21 protein-coding genes are annotated in these 24,569 nt (G+C 50.7%); 13 read left to right on the top strand and 8 right to left on the bottom strand.

What is annotated here, in order from left to right:
• Window positions 1-22 precede the first annotated feature (22 nt).
• A complete protein-coding gene (locus N0B36_RS18215) occupies window positions 23-1,216 on the bottom strand; it encodes an NAD(P)/FAD-dependent oxidoreductase (RefSeq protein WP_047415901.1) in 1,194 nt (397 codons plus the stop codon).
• Window positions 1,217-1,445: 229 nt separating this feature from the next.
• On the opposite strand from N0B36_RS18215, the gene pitA reads away from it, so the two are divergent.
• Complete coding sequence (gene pitA / locus N0B36_RS18210) at window positions 1,446-2,945, top strand: inorganic phosphate transporter PitA (protein WP_016154875.1); 1,500 nt, start codon at window positions 1,446-1,448, stop codon at window positions 2,943-2,945.
• A 64-nt stretch (window positions 2,946-3,009) separates the two neighbouring features.
• Here the strand turns inward: pitA and uspB are convergent, their stop codons facing one another.
• Complete coding sequence (uspB, locus tag N0B36_RS18205; RefSeq protein WP_003023371.1) at window positions 3,010-3,345, bottom strand: universal stress protein UspB; 336 nt, start codon at window positions 3,343-3,345, stop codon at window positions 3,010-3,012.
• 393 nt (window positions 3,346-3,738) lie between these two features.
• On the opposite strand from uspB, the gene uspA reads away from it, so the two are divergent.
• Both uspA and dtpB read left to right on the top strand, forming a co-directional pair.
• The gene (uspA, locus tag N0B36_RS18200) at window positions 3,739-4,176 is read left to right on the top strand and encodes a universal stress protein UspA (RefSeq protein ID WP_003023368.1); all 438 of its coding nucleotides are present in this window, start codon (window positions 3,739-3,741) and stop codon (window positions 4,174-4,176) included.
• A 280-nt stretch (window positions 4,177-4,456) separates the two neighbouring features.
• Complete coding sequence (dtpB, locus tag N0B36_RS18195) at window positions 4,457-5,929, top strand: dipeptide/tripeptide permease DtpB (protein ID WP_016157689.1); 1,473 nt, start codon at window positions 4,457-4,459, stop codon at window positions 5,927-5,929.
• Window positions 5,930-6,129: 200 nt separating this feature from the next.
• Here dtpB and N0B36_RS18190 read toward each other — a convergent pair whose 3' ends face one another.
• Entirely contained in the window at window positions 6,130-6,633 is a 504-nt protein-coding gene (locus tag N0B36_RS18190; protein WP_016154877.1) for an Rrf2 family transcriptional regulator, read from the bottom strand.
• Between the two features lie 232 nt (window positions 6,634-6,865).
• Here N0B36_RS18190 and N0B36_RS18185 point away from each other — a divergent pair, with 232 nt between their 5' ends.
• The 7 genes from N0B36_RS18185 (at window position 6,866) to N0B36_RS18155 (ending at window position 13,448) form a co-directional block, all read left to right on the top strand.
• Window positions 6,866-8,065 carry an NAD(P)/FAD-dependent oxidoreductase gene (locus N0B36_RS18185; protein ID WP_047501388.1) on the top strand — a complete coding sequence of 400 codons (1,200 nt, stop codon included), beginning with the start codon at window positions 6,866-6,868 and terminating at the stop codon, window positions 8,063-8,065.
• Window positions 8,066-8,516: 451 nt separating this feature from the next.
• Window positions 8,517-9,326, top strand: coding sequence for a sorbitol-6-phosphate dehydrogenase subunit (locus N0B36_RS18180; protein ID WP_016157691.1), 810 nt, complete (start codon window positions 8,517-8,519; stop codon window positions 9,324-9,326).
• A gap of 30 nt (window positions 9,327-9,356) precedes the next feature.
• Window positions 9,357-10,805, top strand: coding sequence for a PTS mannitol transporter subunit IICB (locus N0B36_RS18175; protein WP_016157692.1), 1,449 nt, complete (start codon window positions 9,357-9,359; stop codon window positions 10,803-10,805).
• A complete protein-coding gene (locus N0B36_RS18170) occupies window positions 10,802-11,230 on the top strand; it encodes a PTS sugar transporter subunit IIA (RefSeq protein WP_047501384.1) in 429 nt (142 codons plus the stop codon). Before N0B36_RS18175 ends, N0B36_RS18170 begins: the two co-directional genes overlap by 4 nt.
• 39 nt (window positions 11,231-11,269) lie before the next feature.
• On the top strand, window positions 11,270-11,968 hold the full coding sequence (locus N0B36_RS18165; protein WP_049283126.1) for a DeoR/GlpR family DNA-binding transcription regulator: 699 nt from the start codon (window positions 11,270-11,272) through the stop codon (window positions 11,966-11,968).
• A 17-nt stretch (window positions 11,969-11,985) separates the two neighbouring features.
• Entirely contained in the window at window positions 11,986-13,158 is a 1,173-nt protein-coding gene (locus tag N0B36_RS18160; RefSeq protein ID WP_019078100.1) for a mannitol dehydrogenase, read from the top strand.
• A 2-nt stretch (window positions 13,159-13,160) separates the two neighbouring features.
• Complete coding sequence (locus tag N0B36_RS18155) at window positions 13,161-13,448, top strand: HPr family phosphocarrier protein (protein ID WP_029139725.1); 288 nt, start codon at window positions 13,161-13,163, stop codon at window positions 13,446-13,448.
• Window positions 13,449-13,546: 98 nt separating this feature from the next.
• Here the strand turns inward: N0B36_RS18155 and rsmJ are convergent, their stop codons facing one another.
• Window positions 13,547-14,299, bottom strand: a complete 753-nt coding sequence (gene rsmJ, locus N0B36_RS18150) for a 16S rRNA (guanine(1516)-N(2))-methyltransferase RsmJ (protein ID WP_049042429.1) — start codon at window positions 14,297-14,299, stop codon at window positions 13,547-13,549.
• 8 nt (window positions 14,300-14,307) lie between these two features.
• Complete coding sequence (gene prlC / locus N0B36_RS18145) at window positions 14,308-16,350, bottom strand: oligopeptidase A (protein ID WP_046274490.1); 2,043 nt, start codon at window positions 16,348-16,350, stop codon at window positions 14,308-14,310.
• 214 nt (window positions 16,351-16,564) lie between these two features.
• Here prlC and N0B36_RS18140 point away from each other — a divergent pair, with 214 nt between their 5' ends.
• Both N0B36_RS18140 and gorA read left to right on the top strand, forming a co-directional pair.
• The gene (locus tag N0B36_RS18140) at window positions 16,565-17,407 is read left to right on the top strand and encodes a 23S rRNA (adenine(2030)-N(6))-methyltransferase RlmJ (protein ID WP_016154881.1); all 843 of its coding nucleotides are present in this window, start codon (window positions 16,565-16,567) and stop codon (window positions 17,405-17,407) included.
• A gap of 104 nt (window positions 17,408-17,511) precedes the next feature.
• The gene (gorA, locus tag N0B36_RS18135; RefSeq protein WP_046274489.1) at window positions 17,512-18,864 is read left to right on the top strand and encodes a glutathione-disulfide reductase; all 1,353 of its coding nucleotides are present in this window, start codon (window positions 17,512-17,514) and stop codon (window positions 18,862-18,864) included.
• A 66-nt stretch (window positions 18,865-18,930) separates the two neighbouring features.
• On the opposite strand, the gene dinQ is transcribed toward gorA, so the two are convergent.
• Together dinQ and N0B36_RS18125 are read right to left on the bottom strand one after the other, a co-directional pair.
• Window positions 18,931-19,014 (bottom strand): damage-inducible type I toxin DinQ, encoded by an 84-nt coding sequence (gene dinQ, locus N0B36_RS18130; protein ID WP_003837776.1) that lies wholly within the window; start codon window positions 19,012-19,014, stop codon window positions 18,931-18,933.
• Between the two features lie 381 nt (window positions 19,015-19,395).
• Window positions 19,396-20,790: a cytochrome-c peroxidase gene (locus N0B36_RS18125; protein ID WP_016157700.1), complete on the bottom strand. Its 1,395-nt coding sequence runs from the start codon at window positions 20,788-20,790 to the stop codon at window positions 19,396-19,398.
• 425 nt (window positions 20,791-21,215) lie between these two features.
• On the opposite strand from N0B36_RS18125, the gene N0B36_RS18120 reads away from it, so the two are divergent.
• Entirely contained in the window at window positions 21,216-22,865 is a 1,650-nt protein-coding gene (locus N0B36_RS18120; RefSeq protein WP_016154885.1) for an alpha,alpha-trehalase, read from the top strand.
• 27 nt (window positions 22,866-22,892) lie between these two features.
• Here N0B36_RS18120 and N0B36_RS18115 read toward each other — a convergent pair whose 3' ends face one another.
• The gene (locus N0B36_RS18115) at window positions 22,893-24,482 is read right to left on the bottom strand and encodes an STY4199 family HEPN domain-containing protein (RefSeq protein ID WP_259688779.1); all 1,590 of its coding nucleotides are present in this window, start codon (window positions 24,480-24,482) and stop codon (window positions 22,893-22,895) included.
• Window positions 24,483-24,569 lie beyond the last annotated feature (87 nt).

Genomic DNA, 24,569 nt, shown 5'->3' with positions numbered 1-24,569 from the left:
CCCAGGTTGTCGGGCACCACGGTCAGGCAGGCGCCAAATCCTGCGCGCATGCCCAGGCGCTCGACCACGCCCACTGGAAGTTATAGCCGCCCAGCCAGCCGGTGACGTCCATGACTTCGCCGATAAAGTAGAGTCCCGGCACTTTGCGCGCTTCCATCGTACGCGATGACAGCTCGTTGGTATCGACGCCACCCAACGTGACTTCAGCGGTACGATACCCTTCCGTACCGTTCGGCTGTACCCGCCACTCGGTCAGCGTCTCAACCAGCGTTTGCTGATCGCGCACATTAAGCTGCTTCAGCGAGACATCCGGGATTTGCCCTAACTGCTGTAAACATTCCACCAGACGCTTTGGCAACTGCATTGCCAGGGTGTTCTTTAAGCTTTGATTAGGGTGTGCGCTACGTTGGTCATCGAGGAAGCTCGCGAGGTCAACATCCGGCAACAAATTAATGCTGACAAATTCACCTGGCTGCCAAAAACTGGAAATTTGCAGCACGGCCGGACCAGAAAGCCCGCGGTGCGTAAAGAGCAGGTTTTCACGAAATACGGTGCCGTCCTCGGCGGTGATAACGGAAGAGACGGATACGCCAGAGAGCACCTGAAGCTGCTCCAGTAGCGGCTTATGTAAGGTGAAAGGCACCAGACCTGCGCGCGTAGGCAAAACGTTCAGGCCGAACTGTTCCGCAATTTTATAACCAAACGGCGTCGCGCCCAGACCCGGCATAGAGAGACCACCGGAGGCAATAACCAGCTTTTTCGTGCCGACACTCATCCCATTCAATTCCAGGATAAAATCGTCACCATCTCGCTCAACGCTCAGGATTTCGCTACGTAACCGCATAGTTACGTTACCTTTTTCACACTCATCCACCAGCATATCGACAATTTGCTGGGCGGAATCATCGCAGAAAAGCTGGCCTAGCGTTTTTTCATGCCAGGCAATACCGTGCTTACCCACCAGATCGATAAAATCCCACTGTGTATAACGCGCCAGCGCCGATTTGCAAAAATGCGGGTTTTGACTCAAATACGCAGCCGGCTCGACATAAAGGTTGGTAAAGTTGCAGCGGCCCCCGCCAGACATGAGAATCTTGCGCCCGGGCTTTTTACCATTATCAATCAGCAGTACGCGACTACCTGCCTGTCCTGCCTGCGCGGCACAAAACATACCCGCTGCGCCAGCGCCTATAATAACGGTATCAAACCTTTCCACGTTGCGATCCTCTCTAAAAAGCGGGAGTGAATTGTAAAGATTCCTCAGTGGTCGCACCAGCACCAAACTACCGATAAAGGGTATTTATCTGAAATATATAGGATAATTCTTTAGTGGTGTAAAACAAAGCAGGAGACAAATCAAAAAAACTCTATATTTCACTTTGCCCGCGCCGCCAAAGTCACTGATAATGCGCCGCGTTCATGTCCTCAAAATGGCGTAACGTCCTATGCTACATTTGTTTGCTGGCCTGGATTTACATACCGGGCTTTTACTATTGCTTGCTCTGGCTTTCGTGCTGTTCTACGAAGCAATTAATGGCTTCCATGATACAGCCAATGCTGTCGCAACTGTGATCTATACCCGTGCAATGCGTTCGCAATTGGCGGTAGTCATGGCTGCGGTGTTCAACTTCTTTGGTGTTTTGCTGGGCGGTCTCAGCGTGGCGTATGCCATCGTGCATATGTTACCAACGGATCTGCTGCTTAATATGGGATCGTCACATGGCCTCGCCATGGTGTTCTCCATGTTGTTGGCGGCAATTATCTGGAACCTGGGTACCTGGTACTTTGGTCTGCCTGCATCCAGCTCCCATACGCTGATTGGCGCCATTATCGGTATTGGTTTAACCAATGCGCTGATGAACGGCACCTCGGTGGTGGATGCACTTAACATCCCGAAAGTTATCGGTATTTTTGCCTCGCTTATCATCTCACCCATTGTCGGTCTGGTGGTTGCAGGTGGTCTTATTTTCATTCTGCGTCGCTACTGGAGCGGTACGAAAAAACGTGCCCGTATCCACCTGACGCCGGCAGAACGTGAAAAGAAAGACGGAAAGAAAAAGCCGCCGTTCTGGACGCGTATTGCACTGATCCTCTCCGCTATCGGCGTGGCGTTCTCCCACGGCGCGAACGATGGTCAGAAAGGCATTGGTCTGGTGATGCTAGTGCTGATTGGCGTAGCGCCAGCAGGTTTCGTGGTGAATATGAATGCTTCCGGTTACGAAATTACCCGTACCCGCGATGCAATCAATAACGTCGAAGTCTTCTTCCAGCAGCGCCCTGACCTGCTTAAACAGGCCACAGGCGTAGACCAGCTGATTCCGTCCCCGACGGACGCGGCACCAGCGACGCCGACCGAGTTCCATTGCCACCCGGCGAATACCATCAACGCGCTGGAACGTGCTAAAGGTATGCTGGCGAATCTGGAAACCTACGACAAGTTAAGCGTCGAACAGCGTGGCCAGTTGCGCCGTATTATGCTGTGCATCTCTGATACCACCGATAAAGTGGTTAAGCTGCCTGGCGTAAGCGCTGACGATCAGCGTCTGCTGAAGAAACTGAAATCTGACATGCTGAGCACCATTGAGTACGCGCCTATCTGGATCATTATGGCCGTCGCACTGGCGCTGGGTATTGGTACGATGATTGGCTGGCGTCGCGTGGCAACCACTATCGGTGAGAAAATCGGTAAGAAAGGCATGACCTATGCCCAGGGGATGTCGGCGCAGATGACCGCCGCAGTATCTATCGGTCTTGCCAGCTACACCGGTATGCCCGTTTCCACCACACACGTTCTCTCCTCTTCCGTTGCGGGAACGATGGTTGTTGATGGCGGCGGTTTGCAGCGTAAAACGGTGACCAGCATTCTGATGGCCTGGGTCTTCACCCTGCCAGCAGCAATTCTTCTTTCCGGCGGGCTGTACTGGCTCTCCCTGAAGCTTATCTAAGCGAATGCGCGGTAAAAAAGCGGGTCAGGAAACTGGCCCGCTTTTTTTGTATCTGTCGTTGGAATCAGTGCCAGATAATCAGCGCAACCATGCTGATTAGCACCAGGCCGCATAGCGCGCTGGTGAGAATGAACTGACCGCGAACCCGCTCACAGCGGCGAATAAATTCATCATCATGATGATCGCGGTAACGCTGAGCGTAGATATACCACACCAGACGCATCTGCTTGTTCGGTTGCCCATGCGAGGTAAAAAAGCCCCCTCCATCTACATACTGGTAAAGCAATGGATCGCAACCACGAAGTACCACTAGCAGTGCGCGTAGCGAAGAAAAATAGCGCGCCATATTAACAATGCAAACGACACATAAAGCCCAGAACAATGCAATGGTGCTTATCATACCCCCTCCCCGGCGACCCGCCCACGGAACTCCTTTCCGGGACTACCGCTCCCCGATACCCTGCCAAACCATTCAGTGAAGAGTACTGAAGAAACCGTTCGTATTAGTATCACGCATTCGAACGCCCCTCTAGATAGTGTAGGAGATTAGTTAATTTTTTTGCCAGAAGGTTAATCGCTATCAATGCAATTAACTAAAAAATTTGTTTAACTGCTTGGCAAGCAAGGCGGATTGACGGATTATTCTGGTCGCTATAATGTAAGGATAGTCCTTATATGGTACGTTTTTACGACTGGGCTAGCCCCGCGCACAAGGTTCGCAGGACGCGGATGACGCGGCGGCAGAGAAACGCCAGCAGGCTAGTCATCGACAACTTATGGAAGGAGTAACACTATGGCTTATAAACACATTCTTATCGCGGTTGATCTTTCTCCGGAAAGCAAAGTTCTGGTTGAAAAAGCGGTCTCTATGGCGCGGCCTTACAATGCTAAAGTTTCCCTTATCCACGTTGACGTAAACTATTCCGACCTGTACACCGGCCTTATCGACGTGAATCTGGGCGACATGCAGAAACGCATTTCTGAAGAAACCCACCACGCGTTAACCGAGCTGTCCACCAATGCAGGCTACCCTATCACCGAAACCCTGAGCGGTAGCGGCGACCTGGGTCAGGTTCTGGTTGATGCCATCAAAAAATACGACATGGACCTGGTCGTTTGTGGTCACCACCAGGATTTCTGGAGCAAACTGATGTCCTCCGCGCGCCAACTGATCAACACCGTCCACGTCGACATGTTGATTGTTCCGCTGCGTGACGACGAAGAAGCATAAAATGCTTGCCGCCGGGAAATAGCCCGGCCTGCTGCAAGTAGTTAAGCCTGTAAACGCCCGCTGTGCGGGCGTTTTTGTTTTTATCATTCGGACACAATTAGTACATCAATCCAACAAACAAATCATAATTAGTGTGATCAACTAATTGGATCGAAAACCATCTCTATAATACTCTACTCTCGCGGCCAATAGCCGCAGTCTATAACAAAATAAGACTTTTTCGGCGCGTTTAAGCATACGCGTTCATACTTTTCGGGATGGCTTTGAAAGGCGATGGAATATGAATAAAACTGCACCTACGGGCTTGCTGCAGCAACCTCGTCCGTTCTTCATGATCTTCTTTGTAGAATTATGGGAACGATTTGGCTATTACGGCGTTCAGGGCATCCTGGCGGTATTCTTTGTTAAGCAGCTAGGATTTTCACAGGAACAGGCATTTGTCACCTTTGGTGCCTTTGCTGCGCTGGTCTACGGCCTGATCTCGATCGGCGGCTACGTCGGCGACCACCTGTTAGGCACCAAGCGCACGCTGGTTCTCGGTGCCATTGTGCTGGCAATCGGCTACTTCATGACCGGGATGTCGCTGCTCAAGCCCGATCTGATCTTTATTGCTTTGGGTACCATTGCCGTCGGTAACGGGCTGTTTAAAGCCAACCCGGCAAGCCTGTTGTCAAAATGCTATCCACCAAAAGACGCCCGTCTGGACGGTGCTTTCACCCTGTTTTATATGTCGATTAACATCGGTTCGTTGCTGTCGCTGTCGCTGGCGCCGGTGATTGCCGATAAGTTTGGCTACGCGGTGACCTACAACCTGTGCGGGGCCGGGCTTATCGTCGCGCTGCTGGTCTACTTTGCCTGCCGTGGGATGGTAAAAAATATCGGTTCTGAGCCAGACCATAAGCCGCTGAATTTCCGTAATCTGCTGTACGTGCTGGCCGGTACGGTAGTGATGGTATTTGTCTGCGCCTGGCTGATGCACAACGTGCAGATTGCCAACCTGGTGCTGATCGTCTTGTCGATTGCCGTGACTATCATCTTCTTCCGTCAGGCATTCAAACTGGATAAAACCGGGCGCAACAAGATGTTCGTGGCCTTCATCCTGATGCTGGAAGCGGTTGTGTTCTACGTGCTGTACGCGCAGATGCCGACATCGCTGAACTTCTTTGCTATCAATAACGTGCACCATGAAATTCTCGGTTTCGCCATTAACCCAGTGAGCTTCCAGGCGCTGAACCCGTTCTGGGTGGTGCTGGCAAGTCCGGTACTGGCCGCGATCTATACCCGTCTGGGAAACAAAGGCAAAGACCTGACTATGCCGATGAAATTTACGCTCGGAATGTTCCTGTGCTCGTTGGGCTTCCTGACGGCCGCAGCTGCCGGGATGTGGTTTGCGGATGCGCAGGGGCTGACGTCGCCGTGGTTTATCGTGCTGGTATATCTGTTCCAGAGCCTGGGTGAACTGCTGATTAGTGCCCTGGGACTGGCGATGGTCGCCGCTCTCGTGCCGCAGCACCTGATGGGCTTTATTCTCGGGATGTGGTTCCTGACGCAAGCCGCCGCCTTCCTGATGGGCGGGTATGTCGCCACGTTTACTGCCGTACCGGAGAACATCACCGACCCGCTGCAAACGCTGCCTATTTACACCAACGTCTTCAGTAAGATAGGCCTGGTCACCCTGGCTGTCACGGTGGTGATGGCGATTATGGTGCCCTGGCTGAACCGAATGATTAATACGCCAGATAGCAGTAAATAAGCTTTTTTTAACATTAACCGCGAGTCACATCGCGGTTTTTTTTGCCTTTTAAGTCCTGCATTGTAAGAGCGTAGTTTATACAAACAGGTCATCATGAATGGACATGACCATGAACGATATTGCGTTGATTAAGACTTCGGTCTTATCGCGCCAGCGGAAAGCGCTTCTCACCGAGGATGAGCACCGGGCATTTTCAATCGCTACCCTTTGCGCGCGTTAATCCACTCCTGAACTTCGACCACAAAAGTGTCCGGCGCTTTGCGGTACATTTTGCGCGCCAAATCCAGAATCGTATGCTGACCGAGCGCTTCTTCCATTCGCTGCTGAGCCATATCCATTACCGAGCGCACACCACAAATGCCTTCACAGGCCCACTCCGGCGGATGCTCCTCAAATACCGCCAGCCGCTGGCGAATCTCACGACACTCAAAGATGCGCTTATCGCCATCAATGGCATTCACCACGTCCAGCACCGTAATGTGTTCAGCAGGTTTAGCCAACTGGAAACCGCCGCCCTTTCCCTCAATACTGCGCACCAGGCCCGCTTTCGATAAACGGGTGAAAATTTTCGCCAGGTAGTCGTACGGCACGCTTTGCAGCTCGGCAATTTCCCGCACACTCATATCCCGCGCGTCGCCCTTGCTGTCGACCATACACATCAGGCTATGAATGCCGTACTCAACCCCGGAACTGTAAAATGCCATTCTCTTATCTCAGCCAAAATGAATCTGAGTTAATTGTAGCTTTTTCGTCTCATTCATTCCAGACAGCAGCACAACCCATATTTATATAAAAACTTTAATCATATATTTATCAAATATATAATCAAACACCCTACGACATCAGGACAAAAAGGATCCTGATCGCATTGCAATTCTTAACTACGACAAATAAAATCCGAGTAAATTATTCGTAGTCACCAGAGAGAACCCCCCAATGCGTAAACGAATTCTGATCGTGGGCGCCGGCTTTGCCGGTATGTGGGCAGCATTAAGCGCCGCACGACTGGCGGATAAACATCAGCAGGCCATTGATATTACAGTAATTGCACCACAGCCTGAGCTGCGTGTCCGCCCACGCTTTTATGAACGCGCCGTACAAACCCTGGTCGCCCCACTGCAACCCTTGTTTGACGTTACCGGCGTCAACTTCCTGCAAGGTCACGTCGAGCAGATCATCCCGGACTCTAAAGAGGTGAGCTGGAAAGATGCCAACGGAGAAATTCATCTGCGCCGCTACGACCGCCTGGTACTCGCCAGCGGGAGTCACGTTAACCGCGACGCCGTTGTCGGTGCAGCCGAGCATGCGTTTGACCTCGACCAGCTCGAGAGCGCCACCGCACTGGAGCAGCACATTACAGACCTGGCATTACAGCCGGAAAGTGAGACTCGCAATACGGTGGTGGTCTGTGGCGGCGGCTTTACCGGGATTGAGATGGCGCTGGAATTACCTGGTCGTCTGCGTGAGATTCTGGGTGCCGATGCTAAGACCAGAGTGGTCGTAGTTGAACGCGGTGCTCAGCCTGCCGGGCGCTGGAGCCAGGAATTACGCGACGTGATAATCGAAGCCTCCGCTGAACTGGGCATCGAATGGTTGGTAAATGCAGAAGTAGAAAGCGTGGATGCTGGCGGCGTAACGCTGAAAGATGGGCAGGTTATTGCCTCTCAAACAGTTATCTGGACCGTCGGCGTGCAGGCCAATAGCCTGACAGCACAGATTAACGCCCCGCGCGATCGACAGGGCCGCCTGCATGTGAATGCCAATCTGCAGGTCGTGGGTCATGATGATATCTACGCCACTGGCGATGTGGCCTACGCCGCCACCGATGACAAAGGCAACCATGCGTTAATGACCTGCCAGCACGCTATTTTGTTGGGTAAATTTGCCGGTAATAACGCCGCTGCAAGCCTGCTAGGAGTAGAACCTTCACCGTACCGTCAGGAGATGTACGTCACCTGTCTGGATCTCGGCGCGTGGGGGGCGGTGTATACCGAAGGATGGGATCAGCAGGTCAAACTCACTCGCGCAGAAGCGAAGAAACTGAAAGTATCGATTGTCAGTGAACTGATTTATCCGCCGAAAGCGGAAAGAGCCGTCGCATTTGAGATGGCTGACCCATACGCACCGTTTGTCTAACCTCCAGTAAACATAGTCTTCCTGACGGACAATCACTCTGTCAGGAAGTCGCCAGTGCCATACAACCTCCCCAGCAATGCCCCATCAGTTATATACATGCTTCTTTATCAATTATTCCCCTCAATTTTAATCACGCATAAAGACGCATTAAAAAAGAAAACGCGCAAATAAACGCATTAATGAATCGATTAACAATCGTACACGCCAGAAATGCGATCCTTTACGCAAAACACCAGAAACCAAAGCAACCAACTGAATTAAAAGAATTTAAAATGTATCCTGTGATTAGCATCGCAAAAATCAACGATCTTCGTAGGCAATGCGTTTTTCTGCGCATAGATTATAAACACGCAAAAAACCGCATCAACATGTAAACAATATGCTGCGGGCATCGAATGTCAAATACCCAGGCAGCTGCTGTCAGTCAATCGTGAAAAATGGGAGAACGTAAATGGATCAAGCAACAAAGTGGTTGGATCTTTCCGGTAAAGTCGTGGTCGTGACGGGTGGCAGTATGGGCCTGGGTGAAAAAATGGTTGAGAATCTCTACGCCAACGGTGCAACCGTGGTTTATGCCGATTTATCACCCAATAAAAACTTCAGCCAGTTCGACGACATCATCTTTATCAAATGCGATGTGACCAAAAAAACAGAAGTTGAGCAGCTCACGGCCTCAGTGGTAAAGAGGTTTGGTCATATAGACGGTTTAGTCAACAATGCTGGTGTCAGCCGTCCACGCCTGTTAGTCGATGTATTTAAGGAAAAACCAGAATATGAACTGAGCGAAGATGATTTCGACTTTATGGTCAATGTTAACCAGAAAGCTGTTTTTCTGGTATCGCAGTCCATTGGGCGCCAGATGGTCGAACAAGAATCAGGCGTCATTATCAATATGACTTCTGAAGCTGGTGTTCAGGGTTCACGCGGGCAGAGCTGCTATTCCGCAACGAAAGCCGCCGTTAACGCCTTCACATTTTCATGGGCGAAAGAGTTGGGCCCCCACAATGTGCGCGTTGTTAGCGTTGAGCCAGCCATCAATGTACCAACGCCAATGAACAGCGAAGCCAATTTCCGGGCGCTGGCTTACACACGAGGAACCGATCCAAATCATGTTCATAAAGACTATAAAGGCATTATTCCTCTTGGTCGTCCGGGGAAACTTGAAGAGATTGCCGACCTGATCTCTTTCCTGGTTTCCGATCATTCTTCTTATATCACCGGGTCCGTAATCAATATTACCGGCGGTAAATCGCATCATTAATCACTCATCAATATAAGAATGGAGCCGACCATGGGGAACAGTCGAATTGCCAATAGCCCTGCGTTAGCAAAAATTAGAAAGTTTGGTGGAGTTATGAGCGGCATGGTTATGCCGAATCTGGGAGCGTTTGTGGGATGGGGTTTAATGGCCGCCATCTTTATCCCTAATGGCTGGTTCCCTAATGAAAAATTAGGTGAAATGGTTGGCCCAATCCTGAATTACCTTTTTCCATTACTGATTGGCTATACCGCAGGATATAACATCCACGGTCAACGTGGAGGGGTCATTGCTGCATTCGCGACAATGGGCGTTATCGTCGGGTCAGAAATCACGATGATCAGTGGGGCGATGGTCATGGGGCCACTCTCTTCCTGGCTGTTGAAGAAATTTGACCAAAAAGTGCAGGACAAAATTAAGCCGGGATTTGAAATGTTCGTCAATAATTTCAGTCTCGGAATTATTGGCCTGATATGCGCTATTTTCGCCTATATGACCGTTGGGCCGGTTATCCGCCTGCTGATTGTCATTATCACGTCAGGGGTAAACTGGTGTACCAGCAATAATTTACTCCCTTTACTGTCCGTGTTTATGGCGCCCGCTCAGGTTCTGTTCCTGAATAATGTGGTTAACCACGGCATTCTCGCACCAATTGGTTTCGCCCAGGTTCCCGAACTGGGTAAATCAATCATGTTCCTGGTGGATACCAATAATGGCCCACTGCTCGGAACATTAATGGCGATAGCCCTGTTTGGACGTGGACGCGCGAAGAAAACAGCACCGATGGCGATGTTTATTGCAGGTATAGCGGGGATCGGTGAAGTCTATTTTCCGTTTGTGCTGGCAAATCCATTACTGGTATTCGCCACAATGGGAGGACTTGCCGTCTCCTTATTCTTACAAGTCATCATGGAAGGCGGGTTGATCGGCGTTGCATCTCCAGGCAGTTTAATCGCTATCGCCATGATGACGCCGAAAAGCGCCATCGTTGCCAATCTGGTGTCCATCAGCGCGGGGTTTATCGTGTCATGCGCGCTGGGCTGGTTAATACTTAAAATCAGCCCCGGTTCAGAAGATGATGATGAAAGCCCAGTGACTGTCGGCGGGCGTCAGGTTAAATCTGTGGCTGATTTTGTCCCGGGCTTATCCAATACCAGCGTAAAAAAGGTGCAACGTATATTAGTCGCATGTGATTCCGGGATGGGTTCTAGCGCAATGGGCGCTTCTGTTCTACGTAAACGACTACAAGAAGAAGGGCTCGGCTATATTAAGGTTATTAACGATTCAGCAAACCGAGTGGGTAGAGACTACGATATGGTAATTACTTTATCTGGGCTCCTTGAGCGCGCAAAATTAAGCTGTGAAAACACCGATACTGTGTTTATGACCGTTAATAACTTTATTAAGTTGAGTGATTATGACGAAACAGTTGCGTTTATAAAATCGCATAATCATGAAAACCATGAAGAGGTGCCAGCATGAGTGACATCTTTATCCCCGAGAACATTATTCTTAATGCACATGCCAACGATAAATTTGAAGCTATAACCCTTACTGGAAATATTCTGAGAATGAATGGCTATGTGACAGATAAATACGTTCAGAGAATGAAACTCAGAGAGGAGATTGTTTCAACTTATTTAGGCAATGGTTTAGCAATACCACATGGTACCGATGGTTCAGATTGCGAAATCATTAAGTCAGGCATTTCTTTAGTACAGTTTCCTGACGGTATAGACTTTGGTGATGGAAATACTGCCTATATAACCATAGGTATCGCGGGTAAAGAAGGCGAACATATGGACTTGTTAAATAAAATCGCCTTAATTTGCATTGAAGAAAAGAATGTTCAGGCATTACGAACCGCTAATTCCATAGAATATATTTTACAAGTGCTAAACATCTAAGATATACTCATTATTCTCTGAATAAAATGAGTCATTACGATGAAAGCGGCAAGACAAGATATTATTCTTCAAATACTTGAGAAAGAGAAAAAGATTGTTGTCAGTAAATTAAGTGAGCGTCTTAAGGTTTCTGAGGACACCATAAGACGCGACTTAAATGAGCTTGCGAATCAAGGAGTAATTCATCGTGTTCATAGTGGCGCAATACGCGTCGGGCCTGCCATCACTGAGTTTAATATCCGGCAGGATCTGAACACCAGTGAGAAAGTAAAGCTGGCAAAGAAAGCCGTACATTTAATTAAAGAAAATAGCGTCATTTTAATTGACGGAGGAACAACTAACTACGAACTCATAAAGCTAATACCCAAAGATTTAAAATGCACTGTTGTTTCTAATAACATCCCTATTCTGCATTTATTAAGTGATTACAAGAATGTAGAGGTTATAGGATTAGGGGGCAGGCTTTATAAAAACTCTTTGGTTTTAATTGGTGCTGAAACTATTCGTGAATTAAATGCTATTCGCCCGGATATATACTTTATGGGTGTTGCGCATGTTGACAGTGAAGTCGGTGTAACTATTCCCGATCTGGATGAGTGTTATACCAAACAAAAAATGGCTGAAGTCTCAAATGAAGTTGCCATTCTTGTAACCGAAGAAAAACTTGAGACCAGATCTAATTTCGTGGTGTCCTCACTCAAGGATATAAATCATATATTCACGAGCAAGGATATCTAATAATATGAGGAGTTATAATGAAACGCGTATTAATTATAGGCGCTGGCCGCCTTGGTAAAGGCTTTGTGGGCGAAACGTTTGACAATGCTGGCTGGGATATAACCTTTCTGGATAAAGACCAACGAGTTATTGATGAACTGAACCGTGAAAACAAATATACCGTTCAGGTTTTTCGTACTGATGACATCATTTTACACGAAATCACCAACTTTAATGCTTTTTTGACCGATGACAACTATTCTGTCATGAATGACTTTCTTGAGTCTTCTGTCATTATGTGTCCACTTTATCCAGAGGATTTTGCAGAATCCGCTCAGTATCTTGGCAAATGTTTTGAGCATCAATATCATATTGACCCAAACAAAAAAATGTCATTAATTTGCCTGACAAATAAAAATCATATTATTAAAGATATTGAAGGCTGGTACCGTGACGCAATCCCATCTGCTGAAGCGCGTCAATGGTTCGACACCCACGTAGCGATCCGCGACTCAATTGTCAGACGCTCCACCGATGCCAAAACGCACTACGCAACCCAGATAGACAGCACCGCCGTTGCCTCTTTGATCATTCAAACTCCTCTTTATAACGACATCAGTGGTGTGGAATGGCTAGAGCCACGCGAACATCTGGAAATGCTCAAAGACATCAAAGTATTTACCATTAATGGCCCTCACGCTACTACCGCCTGGTATGGACATCTGAAAGGTTACAAAACCATTCCTGATGCCTCAGCCGATCCTCAGGTTTCAGATTTGGCCAATGCGGTACACGATGTCACAATTACTGCGGTAATGACCGAATACCCACAAATCACGCGTGAAGCATTAAAAGATCTGGAGTACTTACCTAAAGCTAAAAACGAACTCCCGGATTCGATTCATCGTGTCGCCTATGATCCTATTCGGAAATTGGCTTATCAGGATCGCTTAATGGGTGTAGTGCAACTTTGTCTTAAACACGACCTCGATTACACCCCCCTCACAAAAGCGATCGCTTGCGGCCTTGCTTATTATGCCGAAGACGATCAAGCCTCTGTCAAACTGCAACAGAAAATGCAACGAATGGGATTGCTGACTACCGCTGCCGAAATCATTGGCTTACCTAAAAATCACCCTGTGACGCTTAATGTTGCACAGCAATATTTAGCGCTGGATGCTGAAAATTTAATTCCAACGACACAGTGTTAATTATGATGCCTGATGCCAATTGCAATGCTCGTTTCATCATAAAAAATGAGCATGGTCTACATGCTCGTCCAGGAGCAAACCTGGTTGCGACATTAAAACCCTTTAAATGTGAAGTTAAGATCGCAAATCTTGCAAGAAGTGATAAATACGTAAATGCAAAGAGTCTAATGGCTCTCATGTCCCTGGGTATAAAAAAAGGCCATGAAGTCAATATCGTATTCCTGGGTGAAGATGCCCAAATTGCATTACAAAAACTTAGCGCCGAAATCGAAAATGGTTTAGGTGAATAAGCTAATATCATTGGCGCTTATTTTTAAATAAGCGCCAACATCCGAAGATTTGGGAGCATTATGATGACCACCACCCATGATCGAGTTAAGTGGAAAGGCTATTCAGGAGTCCCCGCGTAAATATCAAACCGATGCCCTTTCGTAACTACCGCGTTCGGCGTGGCGACATCCGCCAGCGGCGGTGCGTAATCCGGGCGCTTCACTACCACACGTTTAGTGGCTAACTGACGCGCAGGCTCCAGCAGCCCATCCGCATCCAGGTCCGGCCCCACCAACGACTGAAACACGCGCATCTCTTTTTTCACCAGCGCACTTTTCTGCTTATGCGGGAACATCGGGTCGAGGTACACCACCTGCGGACGCGGGGTGATATCGGTTAACGCCGTCAGGCTTGAGGCGTGGATCAGTTGTAAACGTTCCTGCAGCCACGGACCGATTTCCGGGTCAGCATACCCTCGCGCCAGGCCATCATCCAACAGCGCCGCCACGACCGGGTTACGTTCCAGCATTCGCACGCGGCAGCCTACTGAGGCCAGCACAAACGCATCGCGCCCCAGCCCTGCAGTCGCATCAACCACATCCGGCAGGTAATCGCCTTTAATGCCAACCGCCTTCGCCACCGCTTCGCCGCGACCACCGCCAAATTTGCGCCGATGGGCCATCGCACCGCCAACGAAATCCACGAAGATACCGCCGAGTTTGGGCTCATCACGTTTACGCAGTTCCAGATGTTCCGGTGTCATCACCAGCGCCATCAGGTTATCTTCATCGTGCGTAAGATTCCAGCGGACGGCAAGAACAGATAAGGCGCCGTCTCCGGCGCCTGTTTCATCTACTAAGCAGATTTTCACGTGAATAATCAGCCTTTAATCCCGTAATGCTCCAGCATTGCATCCAGTTGCGGCTCACGGCCACGGAAGCGCTTGAACAGTTCCATCGGCTCTTCAGAACCACCACGGGTGAGAATGTTATCGAGGAACGATTGTCCGGTTTGACGGTTGAAAATCCCTTCATCTTCAAAGCGAGAGAATGCATCCGCCGCCAGCACGTCGGCCCACAGGTAGCTGTAGTAACCCGCCGCATAGCCACCAGCAAAAATGTGGCTGAAGGCATGCGGGAAGCGGCCCCACGTTGGGCCCGGCACCACGGCGACCTGCTTTTTAATTTCCGCCAGCGTTTCGAGGATTTTCGCCCCTTGCTGTGGGTTAAACTCCGCGTGCAGACGGAAATCAAACAGGCCAAACTCAAGTTGACGCAGAATAAACAGCGCCGCCTGGTAATTTTTCGCCGCCAGCATTTTATCCAGCAGCTCCTTGGGCAGCGGCTCACCGGTCTCAAAGTGACCAGAGATAAATGCCAGCGCTTCGGGCTCCCAGCACCAGTTCTCCATAAACTGGCTCGGCAGTTCGACCGCATCCCACGGCACGCCATTGATACCTGAAACACCGGCGGTTTCGATACGGGTCAGCATATGGTGCAGACCGTGGCCAAACTCGTGGAACAGGGTGATCACTTCATCGTGGGTAAACAGCGCGGGTTTGCCGTTCACCGGGCGGTTAAAGTTACAGGTCAGGTAGGCAACAGGCTTTTGCAGCGTACCGTCGGCTTTACGCATCTGGCCGACGCAGTCGTCCATCCACGCCCCGCCACGTTTATGTTCACGGGCATACAGGTCAAGATAGAAACTGCCGCGCAGTTCGTTGTTTTCGTCATACAGTTCGAAGAAACGTACTTCCGGGTGCCAGACGTCAACATCAGTGCGCTCTTTAGCGGTAATGCCGTAAATACGTTTAACCACTTCAAACAGGCCGTTAACGGCTTTGTTTTCCGGGAAGTATGGACGCAGCTGCTCATCGCTGATGCTATAGAGGTGCTGTTTTTGTTTCTCGCTGTAGTAAGCGATATCCCACGGCTGCAGCTCATCAACACCAAATTCTGCTTTCGCGAAGGCGCGCAGTTGAGCCAGCTCTTTCTCGCCCTGAGGACGGGCACGTTTCGCCAGGTCCGTCAGGAAGTCGAGTACCTGCTGCGGGTTTTCCGCCATTTTGGTGGACAGAGATTTAAAAGCGTAGCTTTCAAAGCCCAGCAGCTGTGCCAGCTCGTGGCGCAGCGCGAGGATCTCTTCCATTATCGGGCTGTTGTCCCATTTACCAGCGTTTGGCCCCTGGTCAGACGCGCGAGTGGAGTAAGCGCGATACATCTCCTCACGCAGCCCCTGGTTATCACAGTAGGTCATCACCGGCAGGTAGCTTGGGATATCCAGCGTTAACAGGTAGCCTTCCTGCTGTTTAGCATCAGCCTGGGCTTTTGCAGCCGCCAGCGCGCTTTCCGGCATGCCGGAGAGTTCCGCTTCATCAGTCACCAGCTTAGTCCAGCCCATCGTGGCATCGAGGACGTTATTGCTGTAGAGATTGCCCAGCTCAGACAGGCGGGTGGCAATCTCACCATAGCGCAGCTGTTTTTCCTTCGGCAGACCAATACCAGAAAGCTCAAAATCGCGCAGCGCGTTATCGACCGCTTTTTTCTGTGCAGTGTTCAGGGTGGCGTAATGATCGCCGTCACGCAGGTCGCGGTACGCTTTGTACAGACCTTCATGTTGTCCAACCCAGGTGCTGTATTCAGACAGCAGCGGCAGCGTTTGTTCGTAGGCTTCGCGCAATTCCGGGCTGTTTTTCACCGAGTTCAGGTGGCTAACCGGAGAGAAAATACGCCCCAGCACATCGTCAACTTCCGCCAACGGCTGGCAAAGATTTTCCCAGGTGTACGGCGCGCCCTGCGCAACCACTCGCTCAACGTTTTCGCGGCAATCGTTCAGCGCCTTAGTCACGGCAGGCACGACGTGCTCAGGCTGAATTTTAGAAAATGGCGGCAGTTCGAAGGGGGTCAGCAATGGATTGGTCATTAGCGCGGTCCTGTTGAAAAGAGTGAATGAAGCGCGTATCCGGCGCTGTGCATATTAATTTGTACAATGGGGTTAAGTGTAGAGGATTTCAATGCCAGGCGTTGCGCTTTCGCGGCAGTGACGACTTTTCTGTATACTGTGGCGATACGCTTTATTTTCGCCCGATATTGCGCTGTTTTCGGGCCTACGTTTATAACCTGGAACACGTTTACCCATGCTGAGTTATCGCCACAGTTATCACGCTGGCAACCACGCCGACGTCCTTAAACACACCGTCCAGAGCCTGATCATCGAATCGCTTAAAGAGAAAGAAAAACCGTTTCTCTATCTGGATACCCATGCTGGCGCAGGCCGTTATCAGCTGAGCAGTGAGCATGCCGAACGTACCGGTGAATATCTGGAAGGGATCGCCCGTATCTGGCAGCAGGACGATTTGCCTGCCGAACTGGAACCCTACATTGGCGTGGTGAAGCACTTCAACCGTAGCGGCCAACTGCGCTACTACCCCGGCTCTCCATTAATTGCTCGCCAGCTGCTGCGAGAACAGGATAGCCTGCAATTAACGGAACTGCACCCGAGCGACTTTCCTTTGCTGCGCGGCGAATTCCAGAAAGATGAGCGCGCACGCGTGGCCAAAGCCGATGGTTATCAGCAGCTAAAAGCAAAATTACCGCCGGTTTCCCGTCGCGGGCTGATCCTTATCGATCCCCCCTACGAAATCAAAAGCGACTACCAGGCGGTGGTGACCGGTATTAACGAAGGCTATAAGCGTTTCGCAACCGGCACCTATGCGCTGTGGTATCCGGTAGTTCTGCGCCAGCAAATCAAACGCATGATCCACGACCTGGAAGACACCGGTATCCGCAAAATTCTGCAGATTGAGCTGGCGGTGCGTCCGGACAGCGATCAGCGCGGCATGACGGCGTCCGGTATGATTGTAATAAACCCGCCGTGGAAGCTGGAGCAGCAGATGAACAGTGTCCTGCCGTGGTTGCACAGCAAACTGGTTCCGGCAGGAACCGGTCATACGTCGGTAAGCTGGATCGTGCCGGAGTAATCGCAGTCATCGGTGGAACCTTTTAATTTCAGGTATACAATCGCGAATATTTTGGCGGATGGCGTAACGCTTCTCCGCCCTACAATGAACATGAAGGAGCGGTCATGACCAAGCACTATGATTACATCGCTATTGGCGGCGGCAGCGGCGGTATTGCCTCCATTAACCGTGCAGCAATGTACGGCCAGAAATGCGCGCTGATTGAAGCCAAAGAGCTAGGCGGCACCTGCGTTAACGTTGGCTGCGTACCGAAAAAAGTGATGTGGCATGCCGCACAGGTCCGCGAAGCAATCCACATGTACGGGCCGGATTACGGTTTCGACACCACCATCAATAAGTTCGATTGGGATAAACTGATCGCCACGCGTACCGCTTATATTGATCGCATTCATACCTCGTACGACAACGTGCTGGGCAAAAATAATGTCGATGTGATTAAAGGCTTTGCCCGCTTTGTGGATGCCAAAACCATTGAAGTGAACGGTGAAACCATTACTGCCGATCATATTTTGATTGCTACCGGTGGTCGCCCGAGCCATCCAAGCATTCCGGGTGTGGAATACGGTATCGACTCCGACGGTTTCTTTGAGCTGCCCGCGCTGCCAAAACGCGTGGCCGTTGTTGGTGCAGGCTACATCGCCGTTGAACTGGCGGGCGTAATTAACGGTCTAGGTGCACAAACGCATCTGTTCGTGCGTAAACACGCGCCGCTGCGCAGCTTCGACCCAATGATCGTCGACACGCTGGTTGAGGTGATGAACGCCGAAGGCCCGACTCTGCATACTCACGCGATACCAAAAGCGGTCGTTAAAAACGCTGATGGCAGCCTGACCCTGCAACTGGAAGATGGTCGTAGCGAAACGGTAGATTGCCTGATTTGGGCGATCGGTCGTGAACCTGCCACCGACAACTTCAACCTGGCGGTTACTGGCGTGAAAACCAACGAAAAAGGCTACATCGTCGTTGATAAATTCCAGAACACCAGCGTGCCGGGTATTTATGCCGTCGGCGATAACACCGGGGCCGTTGAGCTGACGCCGGTTGCCGTTGCCGCGGGCCGCCGTCTGTCCGAGCGTCTGTTTAACAACAAGCCGGACGAGCATCTGGACTACAGCAACATCCCGACCGTGGTCTTCAGCCATCCGCCTATTGGTACCGTGGGCCTGACCGAGCAGCAGGCTCGCGAACAGCACGGCGATGATCAGGTGAAAGTGTATAAATCATCGTTTACCGCGATGTATACCGCTGTCACCACCCACCGTCAGCCGTGCCGCATGAAGCTGGTTTGCGTCGGTCCGGAAGAGAAGATTGTCGGTATTCATGGCATTGGTTTTGGGATGGATGAAATGCTGCAAGGCTTCGCGGTCGCTCTGAAAATGGGCGCAACCAAGAAAGACTTTGATAACACCGTTGCCATTCACCCAACGGCATCTGAAGAGTTCGTGACCATGCGTTAATCGCGCTTCAGGAATGTTAAAGGGCAAAGAGGGGTTAGCTCTTTGCCCTTAGTTACGTTTCCGCTATCAGTTCAGCAGTTGCAGCAGATAGCGGATCAGCTCCAGCAACGCGATTAACGCTCCCAGAACGATGATTGCTTTATCAATCACCCGTTTTCTCCATCAGATGGAGTGAGAATGCATCCGCTTACTCATCCATTGCCTGTCACGGCGCATGTCCCAGTGTTAGATGATGGAACTCTCACTCCGGCCAGAGCATCGGCCAACGGCACCACCCGTACAGCCGATCAGGACTTAGAAAGCGTTTAGCGCGCGTCCGGAATGAAAATGCTTCAGAGCTAACTGGATAAGTATACAGTTGTTTTAATCAAAACAACCAGCGTATTCTTGCAATACTACCGGTAAGGTAATACGATTGAAGCGTTAGATGATGGAACTCTCACTTCGGCCAGAACCACCAACTCGGGCTGAAGCGTAAAAAAACCGACGTGAAGTCGGTTTTTTTACGTCCGAATCTGGACCACAGAGAAATTATTTACCCTGCATATACGGTGTATATACCCCATTAAGGCTTTCGAGGAATGCCACGATATCGTCGATATCTTCCTGAGGCAGTTCTTTACCCACTTGATAACGCAGCATCAGTTTTACCGCACCGTCGAGCGTAGGCACATCACCGCGATGGAAATAAGGCGCAGTCAGCGCAACGTTACGCAATCCAGGGACTTTCTGACGCAGCTTGTCACGTAATTCATTGGTGACGTTCATGCGGCCAATATCTGCAGCAGTGACCTCGCCGAAATTAAAGTCCTTTTTCAGACCCAATGGCTCAAATGAACGTCCGCCTAAAATAATTCCGCCATGACAGGTCGCGCACTTATTATCTTTAAACAACTGATAGCCATGTTTTTGCTGAGCGGTTAAGGCCGCTTCATCACCACGCAGCCATTTATCAAACGGCGAATTTGGCGTAATCAGCGTTTTCTCAAACTCAGCAATCGCATCGGTAATATTATCCCCACTGAATCCCTGCGGATAAACGGCAATGAACTCTTGCTTAAGTTGCGGATCCTTGTCCAGTTTCTGGATAATTTCATCCCAGGATTTTGACGCCATTTCGATAGGGTTCAACGGTGGGCCACCGGCCTGCGCCTGCAGTGTTGGCGCACGGCCATCCCAGAATTGCTCAACGTTAAAGACCGAGTTAAATACCGTTGGCGCATTGATAGGGCCAACCGCGCCGCCGACACCGATTGACGTTTTCCGGCCATCCACGCCGCCCGCATTCAGGGCGTGACAGTGCGCACAAGAAATCGTGCTGTCGCCGGAAATACGCGGGTCATGGTAAAGCGTAAAACCAAGCGCTACTTTGCGGGCATCGGTCGGGATGCTTTCCGGTATCGGCTGTACAGGTTCATTACGATGCTGCGTGGCAGTATCGTTACTGGCGTAGTACTGCTCACGCTGTTTCGCAATCCAGCCCAGGATCTCTGCTCGCTCCGTATCGCTTACTTTGCCAGCCCAGTGCAGTGCGGTATAACGCGTCGGCGGCATGGTCTCGTACTGCATCACCCACTCAATTTTATTCAGATCGCTTTGCGAAACGGGTTTATCCGCGACCAGCGCCGCACGAACGGCCTCCAGATTGAATGATTTGTATCCCAGTTGAATATCGTAATTCATCAACTGCTTAGCGACGGGAAAAGAAGAATAGAAAGGTAATTCAGCCGAAGGAGTGTGACAATAATCGCATCCTTTTTCACGTAAGAACCCTAGTACTTTATTATTTTCTTCCAGCGTAGAGGCCTGAACATCAGCCTGTTTACTCCGTTGATTATCGTGATACCACACATAACCGGATAATCCAAAATAACAAATCGCGACGCCAGCTATGGCAATCACGGTAAGACGGGTAATGATTTTCATTATTTTACCCTCACAGTTGTGAGTTATTGTGACCCAGAAAATTAGAATAATTAATAGACAGTCTTTGTCAGACCTGACCATCATAGGAAATGAGGGGATTACTATTTTGATAAGTATCAAGCAATTACATGGAGGAGAACTATCGATAGAATAGCCTGTGCCTATTATAGAGTTAAACGTTACCAGGTTGTGTTCACACCTCGTTGCAATCGAATGTTCTGAAAATGGAATATCCTCAGGTTGTGCAGAATTCGGAATTCTGCATTATTTTCATTGGGATAGATTTACTTTTTGGATATTGCGCAGCACTAAAATGTGATCGACCGCACGCTTTACTCACCAGATACCGAAGCGAATGTCTACGCTTAATTGACGAGCGGGCAATAGCCTTAATCTTTCAACGTCCATCGGAGGTCTTTCGCATTATGCTCAACCAGAAACTACCCCACGCCCCTTCTGAAGAAATGACGATCGACATCGATCTGCTTTATGAAATGGATCCGTGCGAGTTAAAGCTGGATGAAATGATTGAGGCGGAGCCTGAACCAGAGATGATTGAAGGGTTACCCGCCTCAGATGCGTTAACTCCCGCCGATCGTTACCTCGAGCTGTTCGAACACGTTCAGTCGTCGAAACTGTTTGCCGATAGCAAAACCTTCCCCGACTGTGCGCCGAAAATGGATCCGCTGGATATTTTGATCCGCTATCGCAAGGTTAAACGCCACCGCGACTTTGATCTGCGACGCTTCGTCGAGAACCACTTCTGGCTCCCGGAAACGCCCTCCAGTGAATATGTTTCTGACCCGGCAAATTCGCTGAAAGAGCATATCGATCAACTGTGGCCGGTGCTGACGCGCGAACCACAGGATCACATTCCCTGGTCCTCGCTGCTGGCGTTACCGCAGTCATATATTGTGCCCGGCGGGCGTTTTAGTGAAACCTACTACTGGGATTCCTACTTCACCATGCTGGGTCTGGCGGAGAGCGGTCGCGAAGATCTGCTGAAATGTATGGCGGATAACTTTGCCTGGATGATTGAAAACTATGGTCACATCCCGAACGGTAACCGTACTTACTACCTGAGTCGCTCGCAGCCGCCGGTCTTTGCGCTAATGGTCGAACTGTTTGAAGAGGATGGCGTACGCGGCGCACGTCGTTACCTTGATCATCTAAAAATGGAGTACGCGTTCTGGATGGATGGCGCAGATTCCCTGGTACTCAACCAGGCCTACCGTCACGTGATCAGAATGTCGGACGGCTCCCTGCTCAACCGCTATTGGGACGATCGTGATACGCCACGCGATGAGTCGTGGCTTGAAGACGTCGAGACCGCCAAGCATTCGGGTCGCCCACCCAATGAAGTGTATCGGGATTTGCGCGCGGGCGCGGCCTCCGGCTGGGATTACTCCTCGCGCTGGCTACGCGATGCAGGCCGTCTTGCCAGCATACGCACCACTCAGTTCATCCCTATTGACCTGAACGCGTTCCTCTACAAGCTGGAAAGCACTATCGCCAATATTTCCGCACTGAAAGGCGACAAAGAAACTGAAGCGCAGTTTCGCCAGAAAGCCAATGACCGCCGCGATGCGGTGAATCGCTATCTCTGGGACGATGAAAACGGCTGCTATCGCGATTACGACTGGCGGCGCGAACAAATGGCCCTGTTCTCTGCCGCCAGTATTGTGCCGCTGTATGTCGGCATGGCAACGCATGAACAAGCCGACCGACTTGCTAATGCGGTACGCAGTCGCCTGCTAACCCCCGGAGGGATTTTAGCCACGGAGCATGAAACGGGTGAGCAATGGGATAAACCCAACGGCTGGGCGCCGCTGCAGTGGATGGCGATCCAGGGTTTCAAACTTTACGGCGACGACCATCTTGGGGATGAAATCGCCCGTAACTGGTTAAAAACGGTGAATCTCTTTTATCAGGAACACCACAAGCTTATCGAAAAATACCACATCGCCGACGCCGCGCCGCGCGAAGGCGGCGGCGGGGAATATCCGTTGCAGGACGGCTTTGGCTGGACCAATGGCGTGGTGCGCCGACTCATCGGTCTGTATGGCGAACCCTAGCAACTGACGGTCTGAATTATCAGACCGTCAGTTAATCGCATCGTACAGTTCTGCGTGAATTTTTTGCCATTTCTTGTTCTCTGGGCTTGGCTGCGCGCGAACGCGTAGCTCGGCCTGTTCAAGGTCATACTGCTGACGCGCGACAACCGCCGGCACCGAACAAAAACTTTGCAGATAGCTTTTATGCAGCGATGTGAGTGACGCCCCATTCGCCATCGCATGGCTGACCGTGGTCATAAACTGCCGACATGGCTTACTCTCACTCATCTGCGAAGGGTAACGCAGCAGCAGCCTCAACACCTCGGTATTGCCTGCCGAGAATGCCTGCTCCGTCCACGCCAGCTTCCAGTCCATCCCGCCCTGCAGGAAAAGTGACGTCACACGGGTGTCGTTGCGCTCGATAGCCGCGCGCATGTTAAAGGCATCCCAGGTGATGCCCATTCGGGTCACCGACTCCCGCGCACCAGGGGCATCACGCCGTGGCTCCTCCTGCACGATTTCAACGGATAGCCCGGAAGACGCTTGTGGCGCTGGCGAAGTGAATAACCAGAACGCGCCCAGCGAAATCACCAGCACCATCACGCCGACCGCTACCCACAACATGCCGGAAATCAGCTGTTCACGTTCTTCCGCCGTGCGCCTGGCCCGCTTCTCCGGCGGATCGATACTGTCTGCGATTTCCTGTTTATCGCCCCCTGCCTGCTCGTCTTTTTGCTTTGCGTTTTCCCAAAACTGGCGAACCGTCGCCTCATCGGACGCCAGATACGACGCAGGATTAATGCGCGTACGCCGTTCTTCAAATGCCCGCTGCACAGGGTGAGTAATCTGTCGGTACTGGCAATCCAGCAACAGCAGTTGTACTGAGGTTAGCGGTTGCTGCGCGATAACGCAGTTACGGGCCACGCGGCAGTCATCCAGGAACATCCTCAGCGTGATACGTGGCTCAACAAACGACATGAGCACCGAGGTATCGTTAAAAATCTCGCTAAAATGCCGAACGAATAACTTCTTATCGACAACCATCAGCGCCAGTTCGCTAAACATCATGCCGTCCAGCGCGTCCCGACTTTCGCCCAGCTTTAACCAGCGACGCAGACGTTCACCGCCAAAGTGCTGTTTCAGGAAGCTGTTGAGCGGATGTTGATCCGGCCATACCCGCGCAATCAGGGATTTGAGGGTTAATTCTATTGCGCGAAGCTGACGCTGCGCCCGCATCTGCGCATCCGGCTCTGCACGTTCAATCTCGGTTGGATACTTCAGGAGGGGCTGTTGCTGGCGCAACTGTTCCAGAGAAGCGACAAAGCGCAGCGCAGAAATCAGCTGGTTTTCACTGACGTCCTGGCCATTTTCATATTGCGGCACGCTCTGCTGAAGATGGCGTAGCCGCAACGTGAACTGACTCAATTGCGCGTCATTCATCTGCAACCGCCTGGCGACAACGCCCCAACCTCCCAGATTCAATCGCGCCTGGTCAAGCTGCTCGAGAAACCAGCGTGGATCTTTACCCTCTGCGACGCGCACGCCAAGCATCAGCAAAATTTCTACCGAGGCCTGGCGGATTATCCCCAAACAATGTTCGAATGGTGTACATGTCGCCTGTAACGCGCTATTGGTCATTATCTTCCCTAAAAGGACCCAAAAAGTGCGGCCTCACAATGGTGTGTAGTTATCTTTTTTAAATGCAGCGCTGTGCCGCCACAGACT

It is taken from the genome of Citrobacter sp. XY323 (assembly GCF_025106035.1).
Taxonomy (GTDB): Bacteria; Pseudomonadota; Gammaproteobacteria; order Enterobacterales; family Enterobacteriaceae; genus Citrobacter; species Citrobacter braakii.
The sequence above is the reverse complement of the archived record's forward strand: the minus strand, read 5'-3'. Positions and strand labels throughout refer to the sequence as shown.